The sequence below is a fragment of the Glacieibacterium sp. genome (genome assembly GCF_965200405.1).
Lineage (GTDB): Bacteria > Pseudomonadota > Alphaproteobacteria > Sphingomonadales > Sphingomonadaceae > Glacieibacterium.
This window is the reverse complement of the sequence record NZ_OZ241356.1, coordinates 1,879,966-1,905,481: the sequence shown is the minus strand read 5'-3', so window position 1 is coordinate 1,905,481 and position 25,516 is coordinate 1,879,966. Positions and strand designations below refer to the sequence as shown.

Annotated in this window: 20 protein-coding genes and 1 tRNA gene; 11 read left to right on the top strand and 10 right to left on the bottom strand. The window is 67.1% G+C overall.

All coding sequences use genetic code 11. From position 1 onward, the window contains the following. The first annotated feature begins 56 nt into the window (after positions 1–56). On the top strand, positions 57–695 hold the full coding sequence (locus ACOFKW_RS08830) for an alpha/beta hydrolase (RefSeq protein WP_419813781.1): 639 nt from the start codon (positions 57–59) through the stop codon (positions 693–695). A gap of 161 nt (positions 696–856) precedes the next feature. On the opposite strand, the gene ACOFKW_RS08825 is transcribed toward ACOFKW_RS08830, so the two are convergent. Then, the gene (locus ACOFKW_RS08825) at positions 857–1,480 is read right to left on the bottom strand and encodes a TetR/AcrR family transcriptional regulator (RefSeq protein WP_419813780.1); all 624 of its coding nucleotides are present in this window, start codon (positions 1,478–1,480) and stop codon (positions 857–859) included. A 131-nt stretch (positions 1,481–1,611) separates the two neighbouring features. Between ACOFKW_RS08825 and ACOFKW_RS08820 the strand changes: the two genes are divergently transcribed. The 4 genes from ACOFKW_RS08820 (at position 1,612) to ACOFKW_RS08805 (ending at position 7,992) form a co-directional block, all read left to right on the top strand. After that, the gene (locus ACOFKW_RS08820) at positions 1,612–2,019 is read left to right on the top strand and encodes a hypothetical protein (RefSeq protein WP_419813779.1); all 408 of its coding nucleotides are present in this window, start codon (positions 1,612–1,614) and stop codon (positions 2,017–2,019) included. Further along, complete coding sequence (locus tag ACOFKW_RS08815; RefSeq protein WP_419813778.1) at positions 2,016–3,278, top strand: efflux RND transporter periplasmic adaptor subunit; 1,263 nt, start codon at positions 2,016–2,018, stop codon at positions 3,276–3,278. The genes ACOFKW_RS08820 and ACOFKW_RS08815 overlap by 4 nt, the downstream gene beginning before the upstream one ends. Positions 3,279–3,376: 98 nt before the next feature. Beyond that, complete coding sequence (locus tag ACOFKW_RS08810; protein WP_419813777.1) at positions 3,377–6,553, top strand: efflux RND transporter permease subunit; 3,177 nt, start codon at positions 3,377–3,379, stop codon at positions 6,551–6,553. Between the two features lie 26 nt (positions 6,554–6,579). Continuing rightward, a complete protein-coding gene (locus ACOFKW_RS08805; protein WP_419813776.1) occupies positions 6,580–7,992 on the top strand; it encodes an efflux transporter outer membrane subunit in 1,413 nt (470 codons plus the stop codon). A gap of 13 nt (positions 7,993–8,005) precedes the next feature. On the opposite strand, the gene ACOFKW_RS08800 is transcribed toward ACOFKW_RS08805, so the two are convergent. Continuing rightward, positions 8,006–9,598, bottom strand: coding sequence for a sodium/sugar symporter (locus ACOFKW_RS08800; RefSeq protein WP_419813775.1), 1,593 nt, complete (start codon positions 9,596–9,598; stop codon positions 8,006–8,008). Between the two features lie 194 nt (positions 9,599–9,792). Here ACOFKW_RS08800 and ACOFKW_RS08795 point away from each other — a divergent pair, with 194 nt between their 5' ends. Continuing rightward, a complete protein-coding gene (locus ACOFKW_RS08795) occupies positions 9,793–10,467 on the top strand; it encodes a FadR/GntR family transcriptional regulator (RefSeq protein ID WP_419816917.1) in 675 nt (224 codons plus the stop codon). Here ACOFKW_RS08795 and ACOFKW_RS08790 read toward each other — a convergent pair. From ACOFKW_RS08790 to ACOFKW_RS08780, 3 genes are read right to left on the bottom strand one after another with little or no spacing between them, the layout of a single operon-like run. Continuing rightward, the gene (locus ACOFKW_RS08790; protein WP_419813774.1) at positions 10,448–11,371 is read right to left on the bottom strand and encodes a family 43 glycosylhydrolase; all 924 of its coding nucleotides are present in this window, start codon (positions 11,369–11,371) and stop codon (positions 10,448–10,450) included. The genes ACOFKW_RS08795 and ACOFKW_RS08790 overlap by 20 nt on opposite strands. After that, positions 11,368–12,510: a 1,4-beta-xylanase gene (locus tag ACOFKW_RS08785; protein WP_419813773.1), complete on the bottom strand. Its 1,143-nt coding sequence runs from the start codon at positions 12,508–12,510 to the stop codon at positions 11,368–11,370. The genes ACOFKW_RS08790 and ACOFKW_RS08785 overlap by 4 nt, the downstream gene beginning before the upstream one ends. Before the next feature lie 10 nt (positions 12,511–12,520). Next, positions 12,521–13,615 carry an aldose epimerase family protein gene (locus tag ACOFKW_RS08780; RefSeq protein ID WP_419816916.1) on the bottom strand — a complete coding sequence of 365 codons (1,095 nt, stop codon included), beginning with the start codon at positions 13,613–13,615 and terminating at the stop codon, positions 12,521–12,523. A 239-nt stretch (positions 13,616–13,854) separates the two neighbouring features. On the opposite strand from ACOFKW_RS08780, the gene ACOFKW_RS08775 reads away from it, so the two are divergent. Next, positions 13,855–16,653, top strand: coding sequence for a TonB-dependent receptor (locus ACOFKW_RS08775; protein ID WP_419813772.1), 2,799 nt, complete (start codon positions 13,855–13,857; stop codon positions 16,651–16,653). A gap of 80 nt (positions 16,654–16,733) precedes the next feature. Here the strand turns inward: ACOFKW_RS08775 and ACOFKW_RS08770 are convergent. Next, positions 16,734–16,808: transfer RNA gene (locus ACOFKW_RS08770), tRNA-Val, on the bottom strand. 111 nt (positions 16,809–16,919) lie between these two features. Between ACOFKW_RS08770 and ACOFKW_RS08765 the strand changes: the two genes are divergently transcribed. Further along, entirely contained in the window at positions 16,920–17,807 is an 888-nt protein-coding gene (locus ACOFKW_RS08765; RefSeq protein WP_419813771.1) for an N-formylglutamate amidohydrolase, read from the top strand. 161 nt (positions 17,808–17,968) lie between these two features. Here the strand turns inward: ACOFKW_RS08765 and ACOFKW_RS08760 are convergent, their stop codons facing one another. The 4 genes from ACOFKW_RS08760 to ACOFKW_RS08745 form a co-directional block, all read right to left on the bottom strand. Then, the gene (locus ACOFKW_RS08760) at positions 17,969–18,520 is read right to left on the bottom strand and encodes a YceI family protein (protein ID WP_419813770.1); all 552 of its coding nucleotides are present in this window, start codon (positions 18,518–18,520) and stop codon (positions 17,969–17,971) included. Then, a complete protein-coding gene (locus ACOFKW_RS08755) occupies positions 18,517–19,074 on the bottom strand; it encodes a cytochrome b (protein WP_419813769.1) in 558 nt (185 codons plus the stop codon). The genes ACOFKW_RS08760 and ACOFKW_RS08755 overlap by 4 nt, the downstream gene beginning before the upstream one ends. Positions 19,075–19,200: 126 nt before the next feature. After that, positions 19,201–19,980 carry a SapC family protein gene (locus ACOFKW_RS08750; RefSeq protein WP_419813768.1) on the bottom strand — a complete coding sequence of 260 codons (780 nt, stop codon included), beginning with the start codon at positions 19,978–19,980 and terminating at the stop codon, positions 19,201–19,203. Positions 19,981–20,079: 99 nt separating this feature from the next. Further along, positions 20,080–21,489, bottom strand: a complete 1,410-nt coding sequence (locus ACOFKW_RS08745; protein WP_419813767.1) for an FAD-binding oxidoreductase — start codon at positions 21,487–21,489, stop codon at positions 20,080–20,082. Here ACOFKW_RS08745 and ACOFKW_RS08740 point away from each other — a divergent pair. The 3 genes from ACOFKW_RS08740 to ACOFKW_RS08730 all read left to right on the top strand — a co-directional run bounded on the left by ACOFKW_RS08740 (position 21,479) and on the right by ACOFKW_RS08730 (position 25,389). Beyond that, positions 21,479–21,652 carry a hypothetical protein gene (locus ACOFKW_RS08740; RefSeq protein ID WP_419813766.1) on the top strand — a complete coding sequence of 58 codons (174 nt, stop codon included), beginning with the start codon at positions 21,479–21,481 and terminating at the stop codon, positions 21,650–21,652. The two genes, ACOFKW_RS08745 and ACOFKW_RS08740, sit on opposite strands and share 11 nt — an antisense overlap. A 5-nt stretch (positions 21,653–21,657) precedes the next feature. Next, the gene (locus tag ACOFKW_RS08735) at positions 21,658–22,092 is read left to right on the top strand and encodes a hypothetical protein (protein ID WP_419813765.1); all 435 of its coding nucleotides are present in this window, start codon (positions 21,658–21,660) and stop codon (positions 22,090–22,092) included. 204 nt (positions 22,093–22,296) lie between these two features. Continuing rightward, on the top strand, positions 22,297–25,389 hold the full coding sequence (locus ACOFKW_RS08730) for a TonB-dependent receptor (RefSeq protein ID WP_419813764.1): 3,093 nt from the start codon (positions 22,297–22,299) through the stop codon (positions 25,387–25,389). Positions 25,390–25,516: the final 127 nt, after the last annotated feature.

The window sequence follows — 25,516 nt, the reverse complement described above, 5'->3', positions numbered from 1 at the left end:
ACCGCTCGCGCGGCCCCATCTATAGAGAACTCGTTTCGCAGAAAGCCGCACCCCACATGCCCGATGTCATCTTTACCGGTCCCGAAGGCCGTCTCGAAGGCCGCTACCAGCCCGGACCGCGCCCGCGCGCACCGGTCGCCATCCTGTTGCAGGACCATCCTTCCGTCGGCACGATGAACCACCCGATCGTCATCGCGCTGTACAACACCTTCGTGCGGCGTGGTTTTGCGACGCTGCGCTTCAACTTCCGCGGTGTCGGCCGCAGCCAGGGCGTCTTCGACAATGGCATCGGCGAACTGTCCGACGCCGCCAGCGCGCTCGACTGGATGCAGCAGTTCAACCACGAGGCCTCGCAGACCTGGGTCGGCGGCTTCTCGTTCGGCGCCTGGATCGGCATGCAGCTGCTGATGCGCCGCCCCGAGATCAAGGGCTTCATCTCGATCGCCCCGCCGGCGAACATGTACGACTTCACCTTCCTCGCGCCGTGCCCGTCGTCGGGGATCATCATCGACGGCGAGAACGACGAGGTCGTCACCGGCATCAGCGTCCAGAAGCTCGTCGACAAGCTCAAGACCCAGCGCCATATCACCATCGACCACGAGACGATCCCGGGCGCCAACCACTTCTTCGAGAACGAGATGGCCGATTTGATGAAGGTCGTCGACGCTTACCTGGACAAGCGCCTCAACGTCTGAGGGACAACACCGCCGTCATCCCGGCGCAGGCCGGGACCCATTCGACAAGCTCGTCGCAACTATGGCGCCCGGCAGCCGCATGGTCGCCGAATGGGTCCCGGCCTTCGCCGGGATGACGGTTTTGAGAGGGTGGCAGCTTAACTGCGCCAGCCCAAGCGCATCTATGCGTCGATCTTGACCCGTGCGGCATAGGCCGCGATCAGCATCTCGGCGGTCGCCACCAGCGTCGACGACGGGCCCTGCGAGCCCGACGTATGCCGGCTACTGCACGCGCCCTCGACCAGCAGCACCAGTCCATCGGCAAGCGCGTCGGGGTCGCCGATGCCCATGCGGCGCGCGACGTCGCCGAGGCGCTGGCGCATGCCGGCCTTGCACTCGTCGGAGATCAGGCGGGCCGGGTGGCTGGCCTCGGGGAACTCGACCGCGGTGTTGCTGGCCGGGCAGCCGCGATAGTCCGGCGCGGCGATCTCCTCGGCCCAGGCATTGAGATGGGCGCGCATTTCCGCCCAAGGATCGTCGGCATGGCGTGCGGCGATCGCCTGCCAGCGCGCGAAACCCTCGTCCATCTGCTTGCGCAGGCAGACCGCGACCAGGTCGTCCTTGGAGGCGAAGTTGCGGTACAGCGTCGGCTTGGTGACGCCGGTCTCGTTGACGATCTCGTCGACGCCGACGGCGCGGATGCCGCGCTTGTAGAACAGGTCGGTCGCCTTCTCGCACAGTCGTTCGGCTGCCGATTTACGGGCGTTGTCCGGGGTCTTCCCGGTCGCTGCTTCCTGCACTGACATTTTTTCTTTGCCTTGCCTGATGCCGCGTTTCCTAAACGACGACTTGACCACAATGTAACCGAACGGTACGTAACGTCAATCACGTACCGGTCAGTCACATTACACATCATCTTAAAGCGGGGAAAGTTAACATGGCCTTTCTGGAATTGAACGAAGGCAGCTGCTGCGGCACCCCTGCGGTGATCAGCGCACCGGCACCGGTGCAGGCCGAAGTCGTCGGCTTCTCGTCGCTCGAATGGACCGTCGTCAGTCTGGCGCAGAGCGATTCGCCGCGCAGCATCGGGCGGGTCGGCGCGGTCGAGAAGCTGCTGCGCATGCTGCTCGGGGCGCCGCGCGACCCCAGCCTCGCCAATCCCAGGCTGGAGACGCTGCGCTACACCGCGCTCGCCGCCCGCCGCTGGGGCCGCCGCCTGCCGGGCGACGCGGTCGCTGCCTTCCACAACGCCGGGTTCAGCCGTGCCCAGCTCGCCACCTTGATCCGCAGCGTCGAATTCGGCGCGGGTGCGGCCAAGCCCGTCAATTGGGGACGTCTCGCATGAACATGATCGGGCATTCCGACTTCGTCACCGCCATCCGCGCGACCAAGCGCCAGCACCGCCAGACCGCGATCGCGCTGGTCCTCGGCGCAGCGGCCCTGCTTGCGGTCGGGGTTGCCAAGTTCGGCGGCAATGGCGCACCGGCGCAGGCCGCACCGCCGCCGCCCGCGGTCAGCGTCGCCGTGCCGCTGCTCCGCCAGGTCGACGAGTGGGACGACTACATCGGCCGCTTCGCCCCCAGCAAGGCGGTCGACATCCGGCCCCGCGTCTCGGGCGCGCTGACCGGCATCTTCTTCAAGGACGGCGAGATCGTGAAGCAGGGGCAGTTGCTGTTCCGCATCGATCCGCGCCCGTTTGCCGCGGCGCTGGCCGAGGCTCGAGCCCGTGAAGCGAGCGCCGCCTCGTCGGTCCTGCTGGCGAAGAGCGCACTGGCCCGCTCGACCCGCCTGATCGCCGACGAGGCGGTCTCGGCGGAGGAGATCGACACGCTGCGCGCCAATCTCCGCGCTGCCGAGGCCGCGGTCGGGGCGGCTCGCGCCCAGGTCACGGCGCGGGCGCTCGACGTCGAGTTCACCGAAGTTCGCGCGCCGATCACCGGCCGCGTCTCCGACCGCCGTGCCGACGTCGGCAACTTGGTGGCGGGCGGCGAGGCGGCCAGCGCGACGCTGCTGACCACGGTCTATGCGCTCGACCCGATCTATTTCAGCTTCGACGGGTCGGAGGCGCTGTACCTCAAGGCGCGGCGCGACGGCGATGCGACCAAGGACCGTGTCGAGATCCAGCTGCAGGACGAGACCGGCTACCGCTGGAAGGGCCGCATCGACTTCAGCGACAACCGCCTCGATCCCGGCGCGGGCACCATCCGCGGCCGCGCCATCGTCGCCAACCCGGGCTATTTCCTGACGCCGGGCATGTTCGGCAACATGCGCCTGGCGAGCGGCGCGACGCGCACGGCGCTGCTGGTCCCCGACAGCGCCATCGGCACCGACCAGGCGCGCAAGGTCGTGCAGGTCGTCGGCCCGAATAACGTCGTGGCGACCCGCACCGTGGTGCTCGGCCCGGTCATCGACGGACTGCGCATCGTCCGCAGCGGCTTGACCGCGAGCGACCGCGTCGTCGTCCAGGGGCTGCAGAACGCCACCCCCGGCGGCAGCGTCACGCCGCGCGATACCACCGTCGCCGCCATCGCCGCGACCGAGCCGCCGGCGGTCAGCGACGCCGCTGCTCCGATCGCGGCGCAGGCGACCTTCGCGGCGCGATAAAGCCCTCAACTACCAGACTTGCGGACTGTCATCCCGGCGCGAGCCGGGATGACAGGCGGCCGAACTCGGCCCGACATCATCGTTTCAGGACGAAAAACATGCGCTTTTCCCGGTTCTTCATCACCCGGCCGATCTTTGCCGCGGTGCTGGCCATCGCCATCGTCATCGTCGGGCTGGCCGCCTATTTCCGGCTGCCGATCTCGCAATATCCCGACATCGTGCCGCCGACGGTCACCGTCAGCGCGACCTATCCGGGAGCCACTGCCGAGGTCGTCGCCGACACCGTCGCCGCGCCGATCGAGCAGGAGATCAACGGCGTCGACAACATGCTGTACCAGTCGTCGCAGTCGACCGGCGACGGCCGGCTGGTGATCACGGTGACCTTCAAGATCGGCACCGACCTCGATGCCGCGCAGGTGCTGGTGCAGAACCGCGTCGCCATCGCCGAGCCGCGCCTGCCCGAGGATGTCCGCCGTCTCGGCATCGTCACGCAAAAGACCTCGCCCGACTTCCTGATGGTCATCAACCTGATCTCGCCCGACAAGTCGCTCGATCGCAGCTACGTCTCCAACTATGCGCTGACCCAGGTCCGCGACCGGCTGGCGCGCGTCGACGGCGTCGGTGACGTCCGGCTGTTCGGGGCGCGCGACTATGGCATGCGGGTGTGGATCAACCCCGGCAAGGCCGCCGCACTCGACCTCACCGCCGGCGAGATCGTTGCCGCCCTGCGCGCCCAGAACGTCCAGGTGTCCGCCGGTACGCTGGGCCAGCCACCCTATGCCCGGGGCAATGCCTTCCAGCTCAACGTCGAGACACAGGGCCGCCTGACCGATCCGAAGCAGTTCGCCGACGTCGTCATCCGCACCGACGCCAGCGGTCGCCAGACCCGCGTCTCCGACGTCGCCCGCGTCGAGCTCGGCGCGCAGGACTACGGCACCAACACCTATCTCAGCGGCCAGGAGTCGCTGATCATCGCGGTCTTCCAGCGCCCCGGCTCGAACGCGCTGGCCGCCGCCGACGGCATCAACGCCGAGCTGACGGCGATGTCCAAGCGCTTCCCCAAGGGTCTGGAATACAAGGTCATCTATAACCCGACGGCATTCATCAGCCAGTCGATCGACGCGGTGAAGCACACGCTGGTCGAGGCGATCATCCTGGTCGTGCTGGTCATCCTGATCTTCCTGCAGAGCTGGCGCGCCGCGGTCATCCCGATCATCGCGATCCCGGTGTCGCTGATCGGCAGCTTCGCGATGCTGTCGGCGCTTGGCTACTCGCTCAACAACCTGTCGCTGTTCGGCCTGGTGCTGGCCATCGGCATCGTCGTCGACGACGCGATCGTCGTGGTCGAGAATGTCGAGCGCAACCTCGAGCGCGGCCTGACCCCGCTGGAGGCCGCCCGCACCTCGATGGACGAGGTCGCGGTGGCGCTGGTCGCCATCGTGCTGGTGCTGTGCGGAGTGTTCGTGCCGACGGTGTTCCTGACCGGCATCTCCGGCGAGTTCTACCGCCAGTTCGCGGTCACCATCACCACCGCCACGGTGATTTCGCTGCTGCTGTCGCTGACCCTGTCCCCTGCCCTCGCCGCGATGCTGCTGCGCGCCAAGCACGGCGAGGGCGTCCAGCTGCACGGCTGGCGGCGCATCGGCCATAATGCCGGCGCGGCGTTCAATCGCGGCTTCGACCGGATGAGCCATGGCTATGCCGGGCTGACCCGCTTCCTGGTGCAGCGGCCCAAGTCGATGTTCACCGCCTATGCCGCGCTGATCGCGCTGACCGCGGCGATCTTCGCCGCCACCCCGACCGGCTTCATCCCGGCGCAGGACCAGGGTTACTTCCTGACCATCGTCCAGCTGCCGCCGGGTGCCTCGCTGGAGCGCACCGATGCGGTCCTGCGCAAGGTCGCGGCGCGGATCATCCCGCTCAAGGGCGTCCTCGGCTCGGTCATGCTGGCCGGCTTCGACGGTCCCTCGCAGACCAGCGCCCCCAACTCCGCCGCTGCATACATCCCGCTGAAGTCGTTCGAGGAGCGCGCCAAGCTCGGCGTCACCCTGCAGAGCATCATGGCCGAGGCACAGGCCAAGATCGCCGACATCGACGAGGCGCGCCTGCTGGTCGTGCCGCCGCCGCTGATCCAGGGCATCGGCTCCGCCGGCGGCTACCGCGTCATGGTCGAGGACCACGGCGGCCAGGGCTATGCCGCACTCGGCAAGGTCTCGTTCGGGCTGATCGGCAAGGCCAATGCGACTAAGGGCCTGGCCCAGGTCTACAGCTTCTTCGACACCGGCACCCCGAGCGTCTTCGCCGACATCAACCGCGCCAAGGCCGACCTGCTCGGCGTTCCCCCGGGCCGCGTCTTCGAAGCGTTGCAGGTCTATCTCGGCTCGGCCTTCGTCAACGACTTCAACCTGCTCGGCCGCACCTACCGCGTCACGGCGCAAGCCGATGCGCCGTTCCGCAACACCGTCGCCGACATCGCCAACCTCAAGACCCGCTCGACCTCCGGCGCGATGGTGCCGCTCGGTGCCGTGGCCAACTTCCACGACAAGACCGGCCCGTACCGCGTCACCCGCTACAATCTGTTCCCGGCGGTCGAGGTCGACGGCGACACCGCTCCCGGCTTCTCCTCCGGCCAGTCGCTGGCGGCGATGGAGACGCTTGCCGCGGAGACGCTGCCGGCGGGCTACAGCACCGAATGGACCGGCATCGCGCTCCAGCAAAAGGCCGCCGGCTCGACTGCCGGGATCGTCTTCGGCATCGCAGTGCTGGTCGTCTTCCTGGTGCTGGCGGCGCAGTACGAGTCGCTGACCATGCCGCTGGCGATCATCCTGATCGTGCCGATGTGCCTGCTGGCGGCGATGATCGGCGTCAACCTGCGGGGCATGGACAATAATGTCCTGACCCAGATCGGGCTGGTCGTGCTGATCGCGCTGGCCGCCAAGAACGCCATCCTGATCGTCGAGTTCGCCCGCCAGGCTGAGGAGGTCGACGGCCTCAGCCCGGTCGAGGCGGCAGTCCGTGCGGCCCGCGACCGGCTGCGCCCGATCCTGATGACCTCGTTCGCCTTCATCCTCGGCGCGCTGCCGCTGGTGCTGGCGAGCGGTGCCGGCGCCGAGCTGCGCCAGGCATTGGGAACCGCGGTGTTCTTCGGGATGATCGGCGTCACCGCCTTCGGCCTGTTGTTCACCCCGACCTTCTATGTCGCCTGCCGCGCCCTGTCCGGGCTGCGGCGCCGCGAGCGGCCGACGCAGGCGATCGCCCTGCAGCCAGCCGAATGAAGTCCAGTCAAATGAGGACGACGACGATGTTCCGCACTCTCGCCATGACGTCGATGCTGGCGCTGGCCGCCTGCACCACCGGCCCCGACTATGTCCATCCGCAGATGCTCGCCAGCACCGCACCGCCGTTCATCGGCAGCACCACGCCGCTGGTCAGCGCCACCGCCGAGGCCGATGGCCAATGGTGGCGGCTGTACCAGGATCCGGTGCTCGACGGACTGATCGCCGACGCACTGGTCGCCAACCGCGACATCGCCGTCGCGACCGCCAATGTTGAACGCGCCCGCGCCGCCCTGCGCGGTGCCCGCTCCGACCGCCTGCCTCAAGGCACGATCGACGCGACCGGCGGCTATCAGCGACTGTCGACCGCCCAGACCGGCGCCGGGATCGACCGGCAGAGCGACATCGCCAACGTCGGCTTCTCGGTGTCGTACGAGGTCGACCTGTTCGGCCGGGTCTCGCGCAGCATCGAGGCGGCACGCGGTGACGCCGCCGCTGCCGATGCCCAGCGCGACGTCGTCCGGGTCGCGGTCGTCGCCGAGACTGCCCGCGCATACGCCGACCTCGGCTCGCTGGCCGAGCGCATCCGCGTCGCGCAGCGCATCGTGACACTGGTCGACCAGAGCGTCAGGCTGACGGCGAAGCGCTACGACGCCGGGGTCGCCACGCGCCTCGACACCGCCCGTTCGGCGGCGCTGCGCGACCAGGTCCGTGCCACGGTGCCGCCGCTGCTGGCCCAGCGCGAAGCGGCCTTGTACACCCTTGCCGAACTGACCGGCCGGACGCCGCGCGACCTGCCTACCGAGATTTCGGCGCAGTCGGGCGTGCTCCACCTCGATCGGCCGGTACCGGTCGGCGACGGTCGCCTGCTGCTTGCCCGCCGCCCCGACGTGCGCGAGGCCGAACGGCGGCTGGCAGCCGAGACGGCACGCATCGGGGTCGCGACGGCGGAGCTTTACCCGAGCATCTCGCTGGGCGGCTCGGTCGGCTCGTCGGGTGGCGGCTTCGGCAATGTTCTCGGCGGTAGTGTGCTGCGCTGGTTCACCGGCGGGCTGTTGTCGTGGAACTTCCCCAACCAGGAAGCGGCACGCGCGCGGATCGCCGGCGCCCGGGCCGGGAGTGCGGCTGCGCTGGCGACTTTCGACGCCACCGTCCTGCGCGCCCTCAAGGAGACCGAGATCGCGCTATCGGCGTACAGTCGTGAACAGGAGCGGCGCCAGGCACTGTTCGACGCCCGCGCCGAGGGTGAGACCGCCGTCCGCATCGTCCGCGCCCAGTTGCGCGAGGGCCGGGTCGACTCGCTCAGCCTGATCGATGCGGAGCGCAACTTCGCCGACATCGAGGCGGCACTGGCGGCTTCGGACGCCCGAGTCGTCACCACCCAGATCGACCTGTTCCGCGCCTTGGGCGGCGGCTGGCAGGAGCCGGCGAAAAGCTGAGCTCAGCCCCGGCTCACCACCACGTCGCGTAGAGTGCGATGAGGATGGCGACGACGCCGATCGACGCGGCGTTGAAGCTGAAGGTCGTGCCATAGTCGACGTCGCGGGTCTGGATGCGATTAGCCGCGGCGGCCTGCGGGCGGGCGAGCGAGACGATCGCCGCCAGCACCAGCGCCGCGACGAAGACCACCAGCATGCGGTTCATGAACGGCAGCGCCGGCCAGGCGTATTTCAGGGCCAGCGACAGCACGAAGGAGGCGATCGCGGCGGTCAGCGCACCGGCCTCGGTCGCCCGCTTCCAGAACAAGCCGAGCACGAAGATCACGACGATGCCGGGGGTGAAGAAACCGGTGTATTCCTGGATGTACTGGAACGCCTGGTCCGACTTGCCGAGCAGCGGGCGGGCGGTTATCATCGCCAGCACGATGGCGACGGCGGCGGTGATGCGCCCGACCAGCACCAGCTTGCGCTCGCCGGGTGCGCTGCCGGTGCCGTCCTCGGCGGCGGTCGCCTGGTGCTTGCCCTTGGCGTACAGGTCGAGGGTGAAGATCGTCGCGATCGAGTTGATCTTGCTGGCGGTCGAGGCGATGATCGCGGCGACCAGCGCGGCGAAGACCAGCCCCAGGATGCCGGGCGGCAACAGCTTCATCATCGTCGGATAGGCCTGGTCGGGCTTGCTCAGGTCGGGCGCCAGCACGACGGCGGCGATGCCCGGCAGCACGATGATCACCGGCATCAGCAGCTTCAGATAGGCGGCGAAGACGATGCCCTTCTGGGCTTCCTTGAGGTTCTTCGCGGCGAGGGCGCGCTGGATGATGTACTGGTTGAAGCCCCAATAGCTGAGGTTGGCGATCCACATGCCGCCGACCAGCACCGAGATGCCGGGCAGGTCGCTGTAGAACTTGTTGTCGGGGCTCAGGATCATCTGGAACTTGTCGGGGGCGCGGCGGGTCAGTTCGGCAAATCCCGCCAGGACGCTGCCGTCGCCGATCTGCGACAGGGTCAGGTACGACACCATCGCACCACCCAGCACCAGCAGCGTCACCTGCACGATGTCGGTCAGCGCCACCGCCTTCAGGCCGCCGCGGATCTGGTACAGCAAGGCGAACAGGCCGAGCCCGATCAACGCATGATCCTGGTCGATGCCGGCGACCTGGTTGACCGCGATCGAGCCGAGCCAGATGATCGAGGTCAGGTTGACGAAGACGTACAGCCCCAGCCAGAACACTGCCATCAGGGTCCGGATCGACGGGCCGTAGCGCTGCTCAAGGAACTGCGGCATCGTGTAGATCTCGTTGCGCAGGAAGATCGGCAGGAAGAACTTGCCGACGATCAGCAGCGTCAGCGCCGCCATCCACTCGTACGACGCGATCGCCAGGCCGATCGCATAGCCCGAGCCCGCCATGCCGACGATCTGCTCGGCGGAGATGTTGGCGGCGATCAGCGACGCGCCGATCGCCCACCACGGCAGCGCCTTGGAGGCGAGGAAATAGTCGGACGTGTCGCGGACGTGTCCCGGCTTCTCGCGCGAGACCCATTGCGCCAGGCCGAAGATGCCGATGGCGTAGACGATGACAACGGTCAGATCGAGCGGCGACAGCGTCATGGCCGGCTTCCCCATAATGGCGTTTTCCGGATCTTCGCGCCCGGCCGTGTCTCTCAATTATAAGATTTAAACTGCTTGTCCAGCATCGCGGCTTGAGGAAAACTGTGGTTCGAACGGGTTAGAGGGCGGAATTGGTGGCGAAGACGGAAGCTGAGGACGTCGTGCCGCAGGTCAGGCGCAACCTGACGCACAGCATGCTAGAGCGGCTGGGCCGCGACATCGTCACCGGGCGCTATGCCGGGCGGACGTTTCCGACCGAGGCGGAACTGGCGATCGAGCACCGCGTCAGCCGGTCGGTGACGCGCGAGGCGGTCAAGATGCTGACGGCCAAGGGGCTGGTCACCGCGCGGGCGCGCAAGGGCACCTCGGTTCGGCCGGCGGCAGCGTGGAACCTGTTCGACACCGATGTGCTGCGCTGGCTGCTGGAGCGTCAGTTCAGCGTCGGCCTGTTGCGCGAGTTCAACCAGTTGCGCATCGCCATCGAGCCGGAGGCGGCAGCGCTGGCGGCGCGCTATGGCGACGACGAGCAGATCGCGATGATCACCGCCGCGCTGGAGCGCATGGCAGCGGCGGAGCGTAGCGGCAGCGACACGCTGGACGCCGATATCGCCTTTCACGTCGCCATCCTGCTGGCGTCGGGCAACCCGTTCTACGTCCGGTTCTGCGACGTCGTGGCGACGGCGCTACGCAGCTCGATCCTGCTGACCAACCAGGCCAAGGGCCGTTCGGCGAACATCCGCGACCATGCCGCCATTCGCGACGGCATCGTCGCGCGCGACCCGGAGGCGGCACGCGCCGCGATGCGCCACCTGATCGGCGAAGTGCTGGTGCTGATCGACCGGAGCGAGGCTAGCGCGCCGCCATCCTGATCGGCAGGATCGCGCCGTCCGGGCCGTACTCCACCGACGCGACGGCGATGCGGCGCTGGCCGTCATAGGGGCCGTCGCCGATCTGCCCTTCCCAGCGGTGATAGAAGACCAGCGTCTTGCCGGTCGCGGGATCGAGCACGAAGCTGTGGTGGCCCGGCCCCTTGTAGCGCGCGTCGCTGGTCAGGATCGCGCCGCGATAGGTCCAGGGGCCGACGGGCGAGGGACCGGTCGAATAGTGCACCGAATAGCTCGCGCAGCGCCAATAGCCGTGGCTGTACGACAGGTAATAGACGCCGTTGCGCTCGTGCATGAAGACGCCTTCGGTGAAGTTCTCCGGCTGGGGGATGGCGACTTCATGGTCGATGGTCTCGCCGCCGGGACCGAGGACGAAGGCGCGCAGCTTCGCCCCCGCGCTGCCGCCGGCGTAAAGGTAGTGGAGGCCCGACTTCGGATCGACGAACACCGCGGGGTCGATCGCTTCATAGCCATTGCCACCGGTCAGCAGCGGCATGCCGCTGTCGATGCACGGACCTTGTGGGGCGGCGCACACGGCGACGCCCAGCCGGCTCGGCGTCGGGTTCTGCGGGCCGACGGAGTAATAGAGCAGCCAGCGAGCCCCGTCGCGAACCATGTCGGGCGCCCACAGGAAGTGGCGCGGCGCATGGTCGGCGTCGATCCAGCCGATGTCGGACGCCTTGATCAGCACGCCGCGCTTCGCCCATTTCGCCAGGTCGGGCGACGACCAGGCAGCCAGCCGGTCGGAGCGGTCGCCGGTCGGGAACACCCAATACTGCCCGTCGATGACCTCCGCATCCGGATCGGCGGAGGCGAACACCGACTGCGCCAATGGCGTCGCCGCGACGGTCGCCAGCAGCGCGGCCGCCGCGACCGGTCGCCAGATCAATTGGGCGCCGCCGGTACGACGAACTTGGGCGCCGCGCTCAGCCGCTTGATCAGATCGACCTCGGCCTGGCGATAAGGCTTGCCGTCGGTGTGCAGGACCTCGTGAAACCAGATCGTCGGCTCGTCATAGGTGTAGGGCTTTTTCCAGCTGTCCCACGGCATCCGGGTCTGCGACTTGCCGTCGACGAAGCCCCAGTTGATCATACCGATGCCCAGCCGCTTGCCGATCGGCAGCACGGTGTCGAAGGTCGAGCCGTTGCCGCGCGCCATATATTCCGTGCACAGCAGCGGCCGGCCATAGACCTTGAGCTGCGTCGCCCGCGCCAGGAACTTCTCGGGCCAGTTGTAATCGTGGAAGCTGATGATGTCGGAGCGCGTCACCTGGATGCGCTCGACTGCATCCAGCTTGTCGAGACTGGTCCAGTCGTCGCCGATCCACAGTCCACTGGTCAGCGGCTGGACCGGGTCGACGCCCTGCGCCCAGTCGAACACCTGCCCGAGCAGCCCGGCGACCAGCGCCTTCTTGTTCGGCGTCGGCTTGTAGTTGCCACCGCCCTCGTTGTTGGGCTCGTTCCAGACATCCCAGGCCAGGATCCGCTCGTCCTTGGCGAAGGTCCCGACGATGTCCTTCACATAGGCCTCGAGCTTGCCGTACTGGCTGCGGTCCGCCAGCCGTGCCGCACCCGGCGCCTGCATCCAGCCCGAGTTGTGGACGCCCGGGATCGGCGGATGCTGCGGCCCGGAGACGGGGTTGGGGTCCCAGCAACTGTCGAACAGCACGAATACCGGGCGGATCTTGTGCTTCGCCGCGATCGTCAGGAACTGGTCGAGGCGCTGCTTGAACCCGGCCGCGTCGTTCTCCCACAGCATGTTGTGGAGGTAGACGCGCATCGTGTTCATGCCCATCGCCTGGGCCCAGCCGAGCTCCTTGTCGATCTGCGCCGGGTCGAAGCTGTCTGCCTGCCACATCTCGAACTCGTTGATCGCCGTCGCCGGATTGTAGTTCGAACCGACCAGCCACGGCTGCTTGTCGGACCAGCTGGCAGCCGCCGCCTTGGTCCACAGGGCGCGCGCGTCGGCGGGCAACGTGGCCAGCGCCGTTGCCGCCAGCGCGACGGCAAGGAACGTTCGACGGAGCATGATCGGATCCTCAGCGGCCGGTGGTCAGGCGGTAGACGATGACGTTGTGATAGGTCTGGCCGGGGTCGAGCCGCCCGGAGCCGAACTTGGGCTGGTTAGCGGTGTCGGGGAACAGCTGCGGCTCCATGACGATGGCGTCGCCGCCGCGGTAGATCCGCTTCGACTTGCCGAGGACGGTGCCGTTGAGGAAGTTGCCCGAGTAGAACTGCAGTCCCGGCTGGTTCGACCACAAGCTGAAGCCGCGCCCCGACACCGGCTCGCTGACCTTGGCCATCAGGTGGATGTCGCTGGTCGGTGCCTTGCCGATCACCCAGTTATGATCGTAGCCGCGGCCATAGACCATCTGCGGATCGCGCCCGTCGCGGACGCGGTCGCCGATAGCGCGCGGCGTGCGGAAGTCGAACACCGTGCCCGCCACCGGGCGCAGTTCGCCGGTCGGGATCAGCGTCGCGTCGACCGGCGTGAAGCGCTCGGCCGGGATGGTCACGACATGGCCCATCGCGCCGCCGACGCTACCCTCGCCGGCCAGGTTCCAATAGGCATGGTTCGACAGGTTGACGATCGTCGGGCGGTCGGTGGTGGCCCGGTAGTCGATGGTCAGGGCGTTGCTCTCGTCGAGCGAATAGGTCGCGTCGACGGTGATCGTGCCGGGATAACCCTGGTCGCCGTCCTGGCTGACCAGCCGCAGCGTCACCGACGCGGTCGGGCCCGACTTGGTGTCGACGATCGTCCAGACGCGCTTGTCGAAGCCGGTGGTGCCGCCGTGCAGCGAGTTGACGCCGTCGTTGACCGGGGTCTGGTAGGCCTTGCCGTCGAGGCTGAACTTGCCCCGGGCGATGCGGTTGGCGAAGCGCCCGACGGTCGCACCGAAGAACTCCGGCTGGGTCAGATAGCCGGTCATGTCGGCATAGCCGAGGACGATGTCGGCGGCTTTGCCGTCGCGGCCCGGCAGCATCAGCGACTGAAGCGACGCGCCCCAGGCGATGATGTTCGCCGAGACACCGTGGCTGTTGGTCAGCTTGACCGCCGGAACCGGTGTGCCGTCCTTCAGCGTCCCGAAGGTCGAGCGCACTGCCTGCGTTCCCGAGGCCGGGACGCTGCCCATCGCACCGATCGTTGCCGCCACAGCCAGGACTCCCGAAAATCGCATCATCGTCTCCCCATTAAAACGCTCGTTGCGCCGATCTTGGGCGTTGGAGTGGCCCGTACGCAACACCTCTCGTTCGTTTCGAGAGCGCTTCTATTAAATCATACAATTGGCTTGGCAGCCTCGCTACGGCGCTTAAGAGCGCCGTTCAAGAGCCAAACGCTTGGGCTCGCAAAACTTCCTGGGAAGGCTCGACGATGCCATTCAAAGCCATGGTGCTGTGCTCGACCGCGGCACTGACGATGTTCGCACAGGATGCGATGGCGCAGACGACGAGCGCACCCGCCGCCCCGACCCCAGCCACGACGGGAGCCACGCCTGCCGCTGGCGCGACGCCCGGTGACAGTGCGACAATGCCCGGCGACTCCACGGTGCGACCCGGGACGGTTGCCGCGGCAGCCGCCGAGGACGGCGACACCATTGTCGTCACCGGCCTGCGCCGCAGCCTGCAGTCGGCCCAGACAATCAAGCGCAATTCCGACATCATCGTCGACTCGGTGGTTGCCGAGGATATCGGCAAGTTGCCCGACCGGACCGTCTCCGACACGGCGGCGCGCATCGTCGGCGTGCAGGTCGAGCGCGGCGGCGGCGAGGCGAGCCGCGTCCTCGTCCGCGGCCTGCCCGACTTCACCACCACCTACAACGGCCGCGAGATCTTCACCGCCGAGGCGCGGTCGGTAGCGCTGCAGGACTTCCCCGCCGGCGCCATCGCGGCGCTCGAGGTGTTCAAGACGACGACGGCCAACCTTGTCGAAGGCGGCCTTGCCGGCGAGGTCAACGTCCGTAGTCGCAAGCCTTTCGACTTCAACGGCTTCGAGATCGGCGGCTCGGCCTGGGCGCAATATTCCAAGCGCGCCGACAGGGTCACGCCGAACGGCAATCTGCTCGTCACCGACCGCTGGGAGACCGGCATCGGCGAGGTCGGCGCGCTGTTGAATGTCTCTTACCAGCAGCTTCGGTACCTCGACTCGACCCGCTCCAACACCGACTTCGTCGCCAATCCGGGCATCGGGCCGAACAACAGCCAGGTGCTGTTCCCCGACATCCAGCGGCTCACCTACGGCGAGGGCAACCGCCGGCGCCCGTCGATCAACGGCGCGCTGCAATGGCGCCCGGCGGACGGCCTCGAACTCTATGCCGAGGGGCTGTGGCAGGGCTTCCGCAACCAGGTTCAGGACCATGAGCTGTCGGTCCCGCTGTACGATGCCGCGTCGTACCAGAACATCGTCCTGCAGCCGGGCACCAACACCCTGCAGAGCCTGACCGCGGTCAACCCGCGGCGTCCCGAAGGCTTTCAGGGCGCCACCAGCCAGAAAACCGACACCTTCCAATACGCAGTCGGCGGCAGCTATGACGCCGGCCCGCTTAAGATCACCGCCGACGTGGCGCGCACCCGCAGCAAGTTCACCAACTCGATCTACAGCTTCGACACCGCCTTTGCCGCGCCTGTGACGGTGAACGTCAACACCAATGTCGGCGGCAGCCCGGGTGGCCCGAACTTCACGTTCGTCAACGGCCCCGACGTCTTCGATCCAGCCACCTACATCTTCCGCGGCTTTTTCGATCGCCGCCAGATCGCCAAGGGCGACGACTGGCAGGCGCGCCTCGACCTGTCGTACGAGACCGGGCTCGACTGGCTGCCCAAGCTGGAAGTCGGCGGCCGCTACGTCGACCGCAACTCGGCGTTCATCGAGGGCAGCCGCTATGCCGACCTGCAGAACAACCGCACCCCGCTGGGTGCCGTGCCGGTCGACCTGCATGCCGGCTCCAGCGGCTTCCCGGGCAGCGATCCGACGACGATCGAGAGCTTCCTGACGCCGACCTACGGCAGCCTCCGCAGCAACGTCGAGCAGCTGCGCGCCCTGTCCGGCTTCACCCCCGGCGACCCGGCCGCCGATCCGTCGATCAGCTTCTCGGGCAACGAGCGGTCCTATGCCGGCTATGGCCAGCTGCGCTATGCCTTCGGGTCGGAGGATGGCCTGCGCCTCGACGGCGTCATCGGCGTCCGCGTCGTCCAGACCAAGCTCGGCATCAATGGCACCCTGCGCCTGCGCCAGCCCGATCCCGACGGCGCCGGGCCGCTGCCGGTCCCGGCCGACGTCTTCCAGCCGATCTCGGTCGACAAGAAGTACACCGACTGGCTGCCCAACATCAGCGCCCGCCTGCGCTTCACCGACCAGTTGCAACTGCGCCTGTCGGGGACCGAGACTCGCACCCGCCCCAGCTTTGGCCAGTATAACCCCGGCCTGGCGATCGATCCGCCCGGCGTCGGCGTCCGCAACGCCAATGGCGGCAACCCCGACCTCAATCCGTTGAAGTCGCGCAACTACGATGTCTCGCTGGAATATTACTTCTCGCGCGCCGGCTCGGTCTCGGTCGCGGCATTCCGGCGCGACCTGAAGGGCTTCATCCAGAACTACACGGTCGCGGTCAACGATCCCGACTTCGGTCCGCTCAACGTCAACCGGCCCTACAACTCGGGCAAGGGACGCATCGACGGCGTCGAGGCGCAGGTCACCAGCTTCTTCGATTTCGCCGGCCTGCCGACCTGGCTCAACAGCTTCGGCACCAGCGCGAACATTACCTACCTCAAGGCCAAGACCGGCTCGCCCGATGTCTTCGGCGGCACAGCGGTGGCGCAGCAGCCACTGCTCGGCGTGTCGAAGTGGACCTACAATCTGAACGGCTTCTACGAGAAGGACGGCGCGTCGATCCGGCTGTCGTACAATCTCCGCGGCAAATACCCGTCGATCCGCCGCCAGGACGACGGGCGCCTCTATACCGAGTCGGTGCTGCCGATCTCGCGGCTCGACCTGTCGATGAGCTATGACCTGTTCAAGAACGTGACATTGACTGCCGACATCACCAACATCCTGGCCAAGCCGCTGCGGATCAGGGAGCAGGCAGTCTTTGCGACCGGCGAGACGCCGTCGTTCACCCGGCTCGTGCGCTACGAGGAGAGCATCTACTCCGCCGGCGTCCGCTTCCGCTTCTAGCGGGCAAGAACCGCCGCGCCGGGGCGAACATCAGCGCGCCTTGGCGACGGCGCGACGTCGGTCGTACGATTGGGGGGAGATGGTGGACACGGCTGGGATTGAACCAGCGACCCCTGCGATGTCAACACAGTGCTCTACCACTGAGCTACGCGTCCACGGTGGCGGTCATTAGGGAATAGCGCGGCGCAGCGCAAGCTCCGAACGCATGTGGGGCAACACTGTCGCGGGGACTGGTCGTCCGCGCCGGGCCTGCCTAAGGTGGGTCGATGGTGCTGCCGGATCGTTTGACTGCCCTGCCGGGGTTCGCCGAGAGCGGTGACGCGCCCGGGCGCTGGCCGCTGGTGCTCGCCTCGCCGCACTCGGGCCGCGACTATCCGGCCGAGTTCCTCGCCAGCACCCGCCTTACCCTGGCCCAGCTGCGGCGGGCGGAGGATGCCTTCGTCGACATCCTGCTCGATGGCGCGGTCGGGCTGGGCGTGCCGCGGCTGGCGGCGCGTTACGGTCGCAGCTGGCTCGACCTCAACCGCGCGGCGGAGGAGCTCGACCCGTCGATGTTCATCGAGCCGATGGAGGTGCACGGCGGCCAGGGCAGCGACCGCGTCAGGGCCGGGCTCGGCGTCGTCCCGCGGGTCGCAGCGCAAGGGCTCGACATCTATCCGACGCGCCTCAGGCTGGGCGACGCCCAAGCGCGGATCGCCGAGGTGCATGCGCCGTGGCACGACCGCATCGACCAGCTGACGAGCGCCGCCCGCGACCGCCACGGCTATGCCATCCTGCTGGACTGCCATTCGATGCCCTCCCCTGCCCCGGCGGTCGGTGGCGCGGCACAGGTCGTGCTGGGCGACCTGCACGGTACCAGCGCGGCGCCGGCGCTGGTCGACTGGCTGGAGCGCTGCTTCACCGCCGCAGGGCTGCGCGTCGCACGCAATGCCCCGTACGCAGGCGGCTACACCACCGCCCGGCACGGCCGGCCGCGCGACGGCATCCATGCGGTGCAGATCGAGCTGGACCGAGCGCTGTACATGGATCCGGCCCGGCTGGTGCGCCATCTCGGCTTCCAGGCGGTGACCGCGACGATGACAACGCTGGCGGCAACGCTGATGCGCAACGACCTTGGCCTGGGCTCGACCGGCTACGCAATCGCGGCGGAATGAAAAAGACCGCCCCGCGCGTACGCGGAGCGGCCAGGGTTCAGGGAGTTACCGGGCGAAAGGGGGGAACGCCCGGTCCGCTTGAATTAGGACGACGCAAGCGGCTCGACAAGGGGTGGGCGTGAAAAACATGTTGCGCCGCACCTAGTCTCGAAGGTTTGACCCTATGGTGCCCGGCGCGCGACCACATGAATGGTCAGCGGGACCGCAAACTCGACATATTCCGCCGTCGGATCCGACTCGAGGCCGAGCTTCCACGCCCGCCGGTCGAGCTGTGTTCGGCCGTTCATCGTCGCGACGTCGCCGGCGATCGCCAGGGTGAACGGCAGGCTGACCGGGACCGCCTTGCCGCGGATGGTCAGCGTTCCCGTCGCCAAATACCGTCCGGGGCCCTGCGCGACAATCTTTTGCGTGGCAAAGCGGGCCGTGCTTGCCGCGGCGACCGCGAACCAGTCGTTACCCGGCAATGTCGTATCGACCGTCTGGTCCCCGGTCGCGGCCGAGGCGAGGTCGACAGTCACGCCGACAGCAGCCTTGTCAGGGGCAGCCGGGTCGAAGTCGATCGCCGCCGTCCATTTGCGGAAGGACCCGGGCACGACGCGCCCGAGCCAGTTGGCTGAGAACCCGATCTGGCTCTTCGCCGGGTCGACCGTCCATTTGGCTGCAGTCGCGGGCGCTGCGACGGCAAGCAGCAGGATCAGGCCCAGGTACTTCATGTGAGATTTCCTCCGCGCCGGCGCAGCCACGGCGACATCCTGACGAGAACGTCGTCGCGGTCCATGTAATGGTGCTTGAGCGCGGCTGCGACGTGCAGGACGATCAACGCCAGCGTGATCCAGCCAAGAACGGCATGGGCCTGGCCGAACAGGTCGTTCAACGCCCTGGACAGCGGCAGCATCGGCACCTGGAACAGGCCGAAATACAGGATCGGGAACTGGATCTTGCTGGTCGAGGCCATCGCCCAGCCACTCAGCGGCAGGCCCAGCATCAGCGCGTAAAAGCCCCAGTGCGAAAGCTTGGCGAGCACGACCTCGGCGCTGGTCATGTGATCCGGGTAGGGCGGCGGCGGGTTCATCAGGCGCCACGCCAGCCGCGCGATCGCCAGCACCAGCACGGTCAGCCCGACCGACTTGTGGAGCTGGATAACCACGAAGCCGAGCTGCTTGGTCGCGGGGTCATGGCTGTCGAGCAACGGGTCCAGCACCCACAGGCCGACCACCAGATTGGCGATCAGCAGGACGGCGATGACCCAGTGGAAGACGATTGCCACCTGGGAGTAACGACTGTGCGGGACGGAAGCCATGAGCGAGAGCACCTGCTTTGGATCGAGACCGTAGACGACCCTAGCCCGGTGCACGGCGCTGCGGAAGCGGTCCCGCAGCGCCGTGACGATGTGCTACTTGGCGGCGAGCTCGGCAGCCTGCGCGGTCTGGCGCTCGAACAGGTTGCCGATCTGCGCAAGACCGAACAGATGGGCGTAGATCAGCCCCATCATGCCGTTCTGGACCATCTTGCGAGCCTGGTCGCCGCGGATGTTCTGCAGCTTCTCCTCGGCGACCATGCGGAAGCCGCGGTAGATCGCCGGCTCGGGCATATTGGGTTGCTGGATGGTAACTTCGCCGTCGATAAGCAGGTCGAGCTTGGCGAGCTCGTCCATGAAGCCACGGGTCCGGGCGATCGCCTGCTCGAACTGCTCGCAGAAGGCCAGCACGCTCTTGGTCGTGTCGGTCGGCTCGGCGCCGTCGAACAGCTTGTCGGTCGCATCGGCGCTCAGCTGGTTGGCGCTGTCGTCGAAGCACAGCGACAGCTCTTCGCTATTCTCCTGCAGGCGGGCCAGCATGAACGGGTAGCGGCGCACGAACGCCGGGACATAGGCGCCGGACTGCCACAGGCCGTCCTCGCCGATGTACAGGTTCTGGCCCTCGGTCAGGCCGACCAGCGCCAGCGGGGCGGGATTGTCGCCGAGGCCGAAGACGATCGGATAGAAGCGCTGGGCGATCGCGAACTCGTCGACGGTCACCGGGATGGCGTGCGTGACCTTGGCGAAGTTGAACTCCTCACGCGGCTTCAGGCCGTGCGTCGGATGGAACTGGGAGGACAGCGGCACCAGCGAATTGTAGAAAAGCGGCAATTGCTGCGGCTGGGACGCGGATACGTTGGCGGGCGTGGTAGCCATGTTATTCGAGCTTTCGACTGACGTTGCGGCCAAGAACCCCCCCGGGGTCCGCGAACGTCGAGCATTTACGGGGGCGAGCGGCGCGACGCAAGCCGCTGTTCAAACCACTTTGCCGGGGTTCATGATGCCGTGCGGATCGAGTGCGGCCTTGATCACCCGCATCGCCGCCAGCTTGCCCGGATCACCAAGACGCTGCAATTCCGCGCGCTTGATCGTGCCGATGCCGTGCTCGGCCGAGATCGAGCCGCCCGAGGCCATCACGCGATCGTTGACGAAGCGGGTGATCGCCGCGCCGTTTCGCGCCACCCATTCGTCGCCGCCGATCACCGGCATGCGAACGTTGAAATGGATATTCCCGTCGCCGAGATGTCCGAACGCCAGCACCCGTGCCTCCGGCCAGCGCTCCTCGATGATCGCTGCGGTGTCGAGCATGAACCCCGGCATCCGCGACACCGGTACCGAGATATCGTGCTTGAGCGCCGAGCCATCGATCCGCTCGGCCTCCGGCAGGGTTTCGCGCAGCCGCCACAGCGCCGCCGCCTGCGCCTCGCTGGCCGAAATCGCCGCGTCGGCGATCTCTCCCGCGCCCGCCGCCTCGGCCAGCAGTTCGGTCAGCTGCGCGGCGGTGACATGCGCCTCGATCAGGACATACCATGGATGCGTCTCGGCCAGCGGATCGCGGTTGCCGGGAACGTGCCGCATCGCCAGGTCGATGCCGACACGCGGCATCAGTTCGAAGCTCTCGACGGCATTGGCGGTGCCCCGGCGCAGCCGTGCCAGCACCGCAAGTGCCGCATGAGGGTCGGCCACGCCCGCCAGCGCGACCGTGACCTCCGCCGGCTGCGGCACCAGGCGCACGGTCGCCGCAGTGACGATGCCCAGCGTGCCCTCGGCGCCGATCAGCAGTTGCTTGACGTCATAGCCGCTGTTGTCCTTGACCAGTCCGCCAAGCTGATCCAGCACCGATCCATCCGGCAGAACCGCTTCCAGTCCGAGGACCAGGGCCCGCATCGTGCCGTGCCGCAACACCTGGACGCCGCCGGCATTCGTCGAGATCAGCCCGCCGATGGTTGCGCTATCCTTCGCGGCAAGCGACAGCGGCAACACGCAACCCGCAGCCGCGGCAGCGGCATGAGCCACCGACAGGATCACCCCAGCCTCCAATGTCATCGTCAGGCCATCCGCATCGACCGCGCGTATCTGGTTCATCCGCGTCAGGTCGATGAGGACCGCGCTGCCATCCGCCGAGGGAATGCCGCCACCGACCAGGCCGGTATTGCCGCCCTGCGGCACCAGCGCGACGCGGTGCTGCGCAGCGGCGCGCACGATCCGCGCCACCGCGGCGGTGTCCGCCGGGCGCAACATCAGGCACGAGGCGCCGTACAGGCGGCCTCGCCAGTCTTCGAGATGCGGGGCGATCATCGACGCATCGTCGGTCCAGCCGCCCGGCCCGGCGGCGTCGCGCATGGCATCGAGGGCGGTTGCCGAAGGCTGTGCGGTGTCGATCATGGCGCCGATGCTAGCCGGAGTGTGGCTTTCGGGCCAGCATGACGTGGCGATCGGGCCGTTAATCGGCGACAAGCGGCCGAGTTCATTTTCGGTTCAACCGCCGGTGGTCACGCCGCAGGCGATCAACGAACTGGCGCCGTCGGCGTACTTTGGAGTGATATAGCGATAATGTCCTGGTGGCGGCTCTTCGGTATCGGCCTGGCATTGCTGCTGACCCCATGCCTGGCGTCGGCGAAGTTCCCGTGGTTCGGCAAGAAGAAGGTCGAGCGCGTGCAGATCGTCGAGGCGCCGGTCATCGCGCGGGAGCCCCGACCCGAGCCGCCGCTGGCCGGCCGGTCGCGCTGCGTGGCGATGAACGGCGTGGCCGGTGCCGTGGTGTTCGGCGACCATGCCGTGGAACTGTCGATGAAGAACGGCGCGCACTGGCGCCTGTATTTCGCCCAGCAATGTCCGACGCTGAGCTTCTATGCCGGCTTTTATTATCGTCGCGCCGAGGCCGGGCAGTTGTGCGCCGGTCGGGACGCGATCATCTCCCGCTCCGGTGGGGAATGTACGATAGCGAGCATTGTCCCGACGGCTCCGGCCCGGCGCCGCCACCGCTGAACGTAGCGCTTGACGTGTTGCTTTCGGGCAACATCTTAAAGCTTGCTTTCCGTAAACGGAAACTGGCGCTGGGCGCGCTGGACAACGGCCCTGAAGGTTGATTTATTGATTGGGCTGCCGCGCGGTCGACGCCGGGCGGAAGCGACGATCCTGCAATCATAGCGGGACGGCGCGAAGCGGAGTTATCAGGGGGGGAACGCAGCCATGCGGCCGATCATCAACTCGATGCGCGCGATACTTGTGTCCGGTGTTTCGGCAGGCGCCCTGATGGGTGTCGCAGTGCAGGCACAGACCAGCACCTCGGCCGGCACGACCGGCACGGCACCGGCCACCACCGGCGTTGCAGAGGCCTCGGCGCCGAACCGCAATAACGCGGTGAACGGCGGCAGTGGCATCGACGACATCATCGTCACCGCGCAGCGCACATCACAGAGCCTGCAGGACGTGCCGATCGCAGTCTCGGCCTTCACCGCCGATGCCCTACAGAAACAGCAGATCAACAACGCTTCCGACCTGCAGCTGACCTTGCCCAACATCACCTTCACCAAGAGCAATTTCACCGGCGGCGTATTCACCATCCGCGGTGTCGGCGACCTGTGCGTCGGCGTTACCTGCGACAGCGCCACCGCCATCCACATTAACGACCTGCCATTGTTCGGCACCCGCATCTTCGAGACCGAGTTCTTCGATCTGGAGCGTGTGGAGGTCCTGCGCGGTCCGCAGGGCACGCTGTTCGGACGCAACGCCACGGCGGGCGTCGTCAACTTCATCACCGCCAAGCCCGACCTGACGGCGATCCACGCGGCGGTCGAGGGCGAGTACGGGAATTACGACTCGTACAAGGTCAAGGCGATGCTCAACGTGCCGCTGACCGAGACGCTCGGCGTCCGCGTCGCGGGCACCTATCTCAAGCGCGGTGGCTTCACCAAGAACCTGTACGACGACAGCCGCATCGACGGTCGCGACCTCTACTCCATCCGCGGCTCGATCCGCTGGCGTCCGACCGACGACACGACGGTCGACCTGATGGGCTATTACTTCCGCGAGAACGACGACCGGCTGCGGATCCAGAAGCAGCTGTGCCAGCGCGACCCCACCGGCGTGCTGGGTTGTACCCCGGGTGGCCTGCCCAATCAGACGGTCAACGGCAACGCCGCCCTGTCGAGCGTGTTCAGCTCGACCGAGCTGGTCGCGATCTCGACCGCGCCATTCCGCACCAGCGCCGCCGGCAACGCCCTTGCGAATGGCCTGGTCGCGCTGTCGAGCGGCAGCCTTTACGGCCCGGACGGCTATGCCAACGCGATCAATCCCGCCGATCCGCGGAGCGTCTATACGGCATTCAAGCCGACCTACTTCGCCGACGAAATCCAGGCGTCGGCCCAGATCACGCACGACTTCGGCGCGATCAAGGTCAAGGTCTCGGGCCTGTACCAGAAGGACCGCGTCGACTCTCAACAGGACTATAACCTCGCGGTCCAGAGCGGCAGCGTCTACAACACCGGCTTCGCCACGGCGGCCGCCTATGCCGCCGGCCTAGGCGGTCCGTTGCTGCAACAGTTCACCCGGGCGCTGACGGCGCTGCGGCCGACCGGAGCGAATGGCCAGTATTGCACCTCGGCTTCGGAGGAGACCGGCACCGGCGTCTTCGGCGGTCACTCGGTTTGCGGCGCGGTCCCGCTGAACTTCGATCGCTCGAACAACACCAACGATGCCTATACCGGCGAAGCGATCATCAACAGCCAGTTCGACGGCAAGTTCAACTTCCTGCTCGGCGGCATCTACAACAAGATCCACAATTCGGAGAACAGCTACTACGTCAACGCCTTCGGGCTCGACTACGCCGCAGCGGTACTCGGCCTTGCCGGAACGTTGGGCGCGCAGCTCGGCGGCAATCCGGCATTTCCCAACAGCTACCGTGCGACGCCGTTCTACCGCAACAACACCAACGACTACCGGCTTGAATCCTACGGCATCTACGGCGAGGCCTATTTCGACATCTCGAGCCGTGTAAAACTGACCGGCGGCATCCGCTACAACAACGACAAGAAGGAAGTCAGCGCCCGCAAGACGCTGTTCTCCGACATCAACAGCGCCGCGGTCTACCTGCCGTACGGATCGACCGACCTCAGCCAGGCAGTCGGCTATGCCAATCTCGACTTCGACCCGTCGACCGGCAACCAGCTGTACAGCGTCCGCAAGGTCGGCTTCAGCGAGATCACCGGCCGCGCCGTCATCGACTGGAAGGTGACCGACGAGAACCTGCTCTATGCGTCATACTCGCGCGGCTACAAGTCGGGCGGTATCAACCCGCCGCTGAGCAACGCCTTCAGCGTTCCGGAGAGCTTCAATCCCGAGTTCATCGACTCGTTCGAGGTCGGCTCCAAGAACACCTTCCTCGACGGCCGGCTGCGCCTGAACCTCACTGGCTTCTACTATAAGTACAAGGGCCTGCAGCTCAGCCGCATCGTCAACCAGACCTCGGTGAACGACAATGTCGACGCCGATATCTATGGTCTCGAGGCGGATGCGATCGTCCAGCCGACGCGCGCGCTCGCGGTCAACATCGGCTTCAGCTACCTCCACACCAAGGTCTCGGGCGACAAGTTCCTGTTCAACCCGCGCGATCCGTCCGGCGGCCGCGATGACGCCGTGATCATCAAGGACATTACTTCGGCGGCGAATTGCGCGGTCGTCCCGACCGTGGCGGGCAACGGCGTAGGGGCCAACCGCTATGTCGGCGCGATCAACAACAGCATCGGCCTGCGCGCTCCGACGGCCTTCCCGACGGGCAGCGGACTTGCCGCCGGAACGACGGGGGCGTTCGGCATCTGCAGCGCGCTGAAGAGCAATGCCGCGTCGGTCGGGGCGCTGTTCGGCGGTATGCAGGTCATCGACGGCGGCGTCGCGATCAACATCAAGGGCAACCAGCTACCCCAGGCCCCGACGTTCAAGGCATCGACCGGCGTTCAATACACGCTCGACTTCGGCAATGGCAGCACGCTGATCCCGCGCTTCGATGTGACATTCACCGGCAACAGCTATGGCAGCATCTTCAACGGCGCCGGGCTCGGCCAGACGCAGTTCGTCAACCGCATCCCGAGCTACACGATCATGAACGCCCAGATCCAGCTGAACGGGCCGAACGATCGTTACTTCGTCCGCACCTTCATCCAAAACCTTTCGAACAATAACGCCCAAACCGGACAATATGTCACCGACCAGTCGTCGGGGCTCTACACCAACATCTTCACGCTCGAGCCGCGGCGTTACGGTATCGCGGCGGGCGTAAAGTTCTAGCCTGGCGGCATTTCGACCATCAAGACGCAAGAGGCGGGGCGAAATCCCCGCCCCTTCTTTTGGGCGCGTCCATTGACTTTTCGCTCGAATCTTGCGCAAGCGCGCGGTGGCCTGCGCTGTGGCAGCC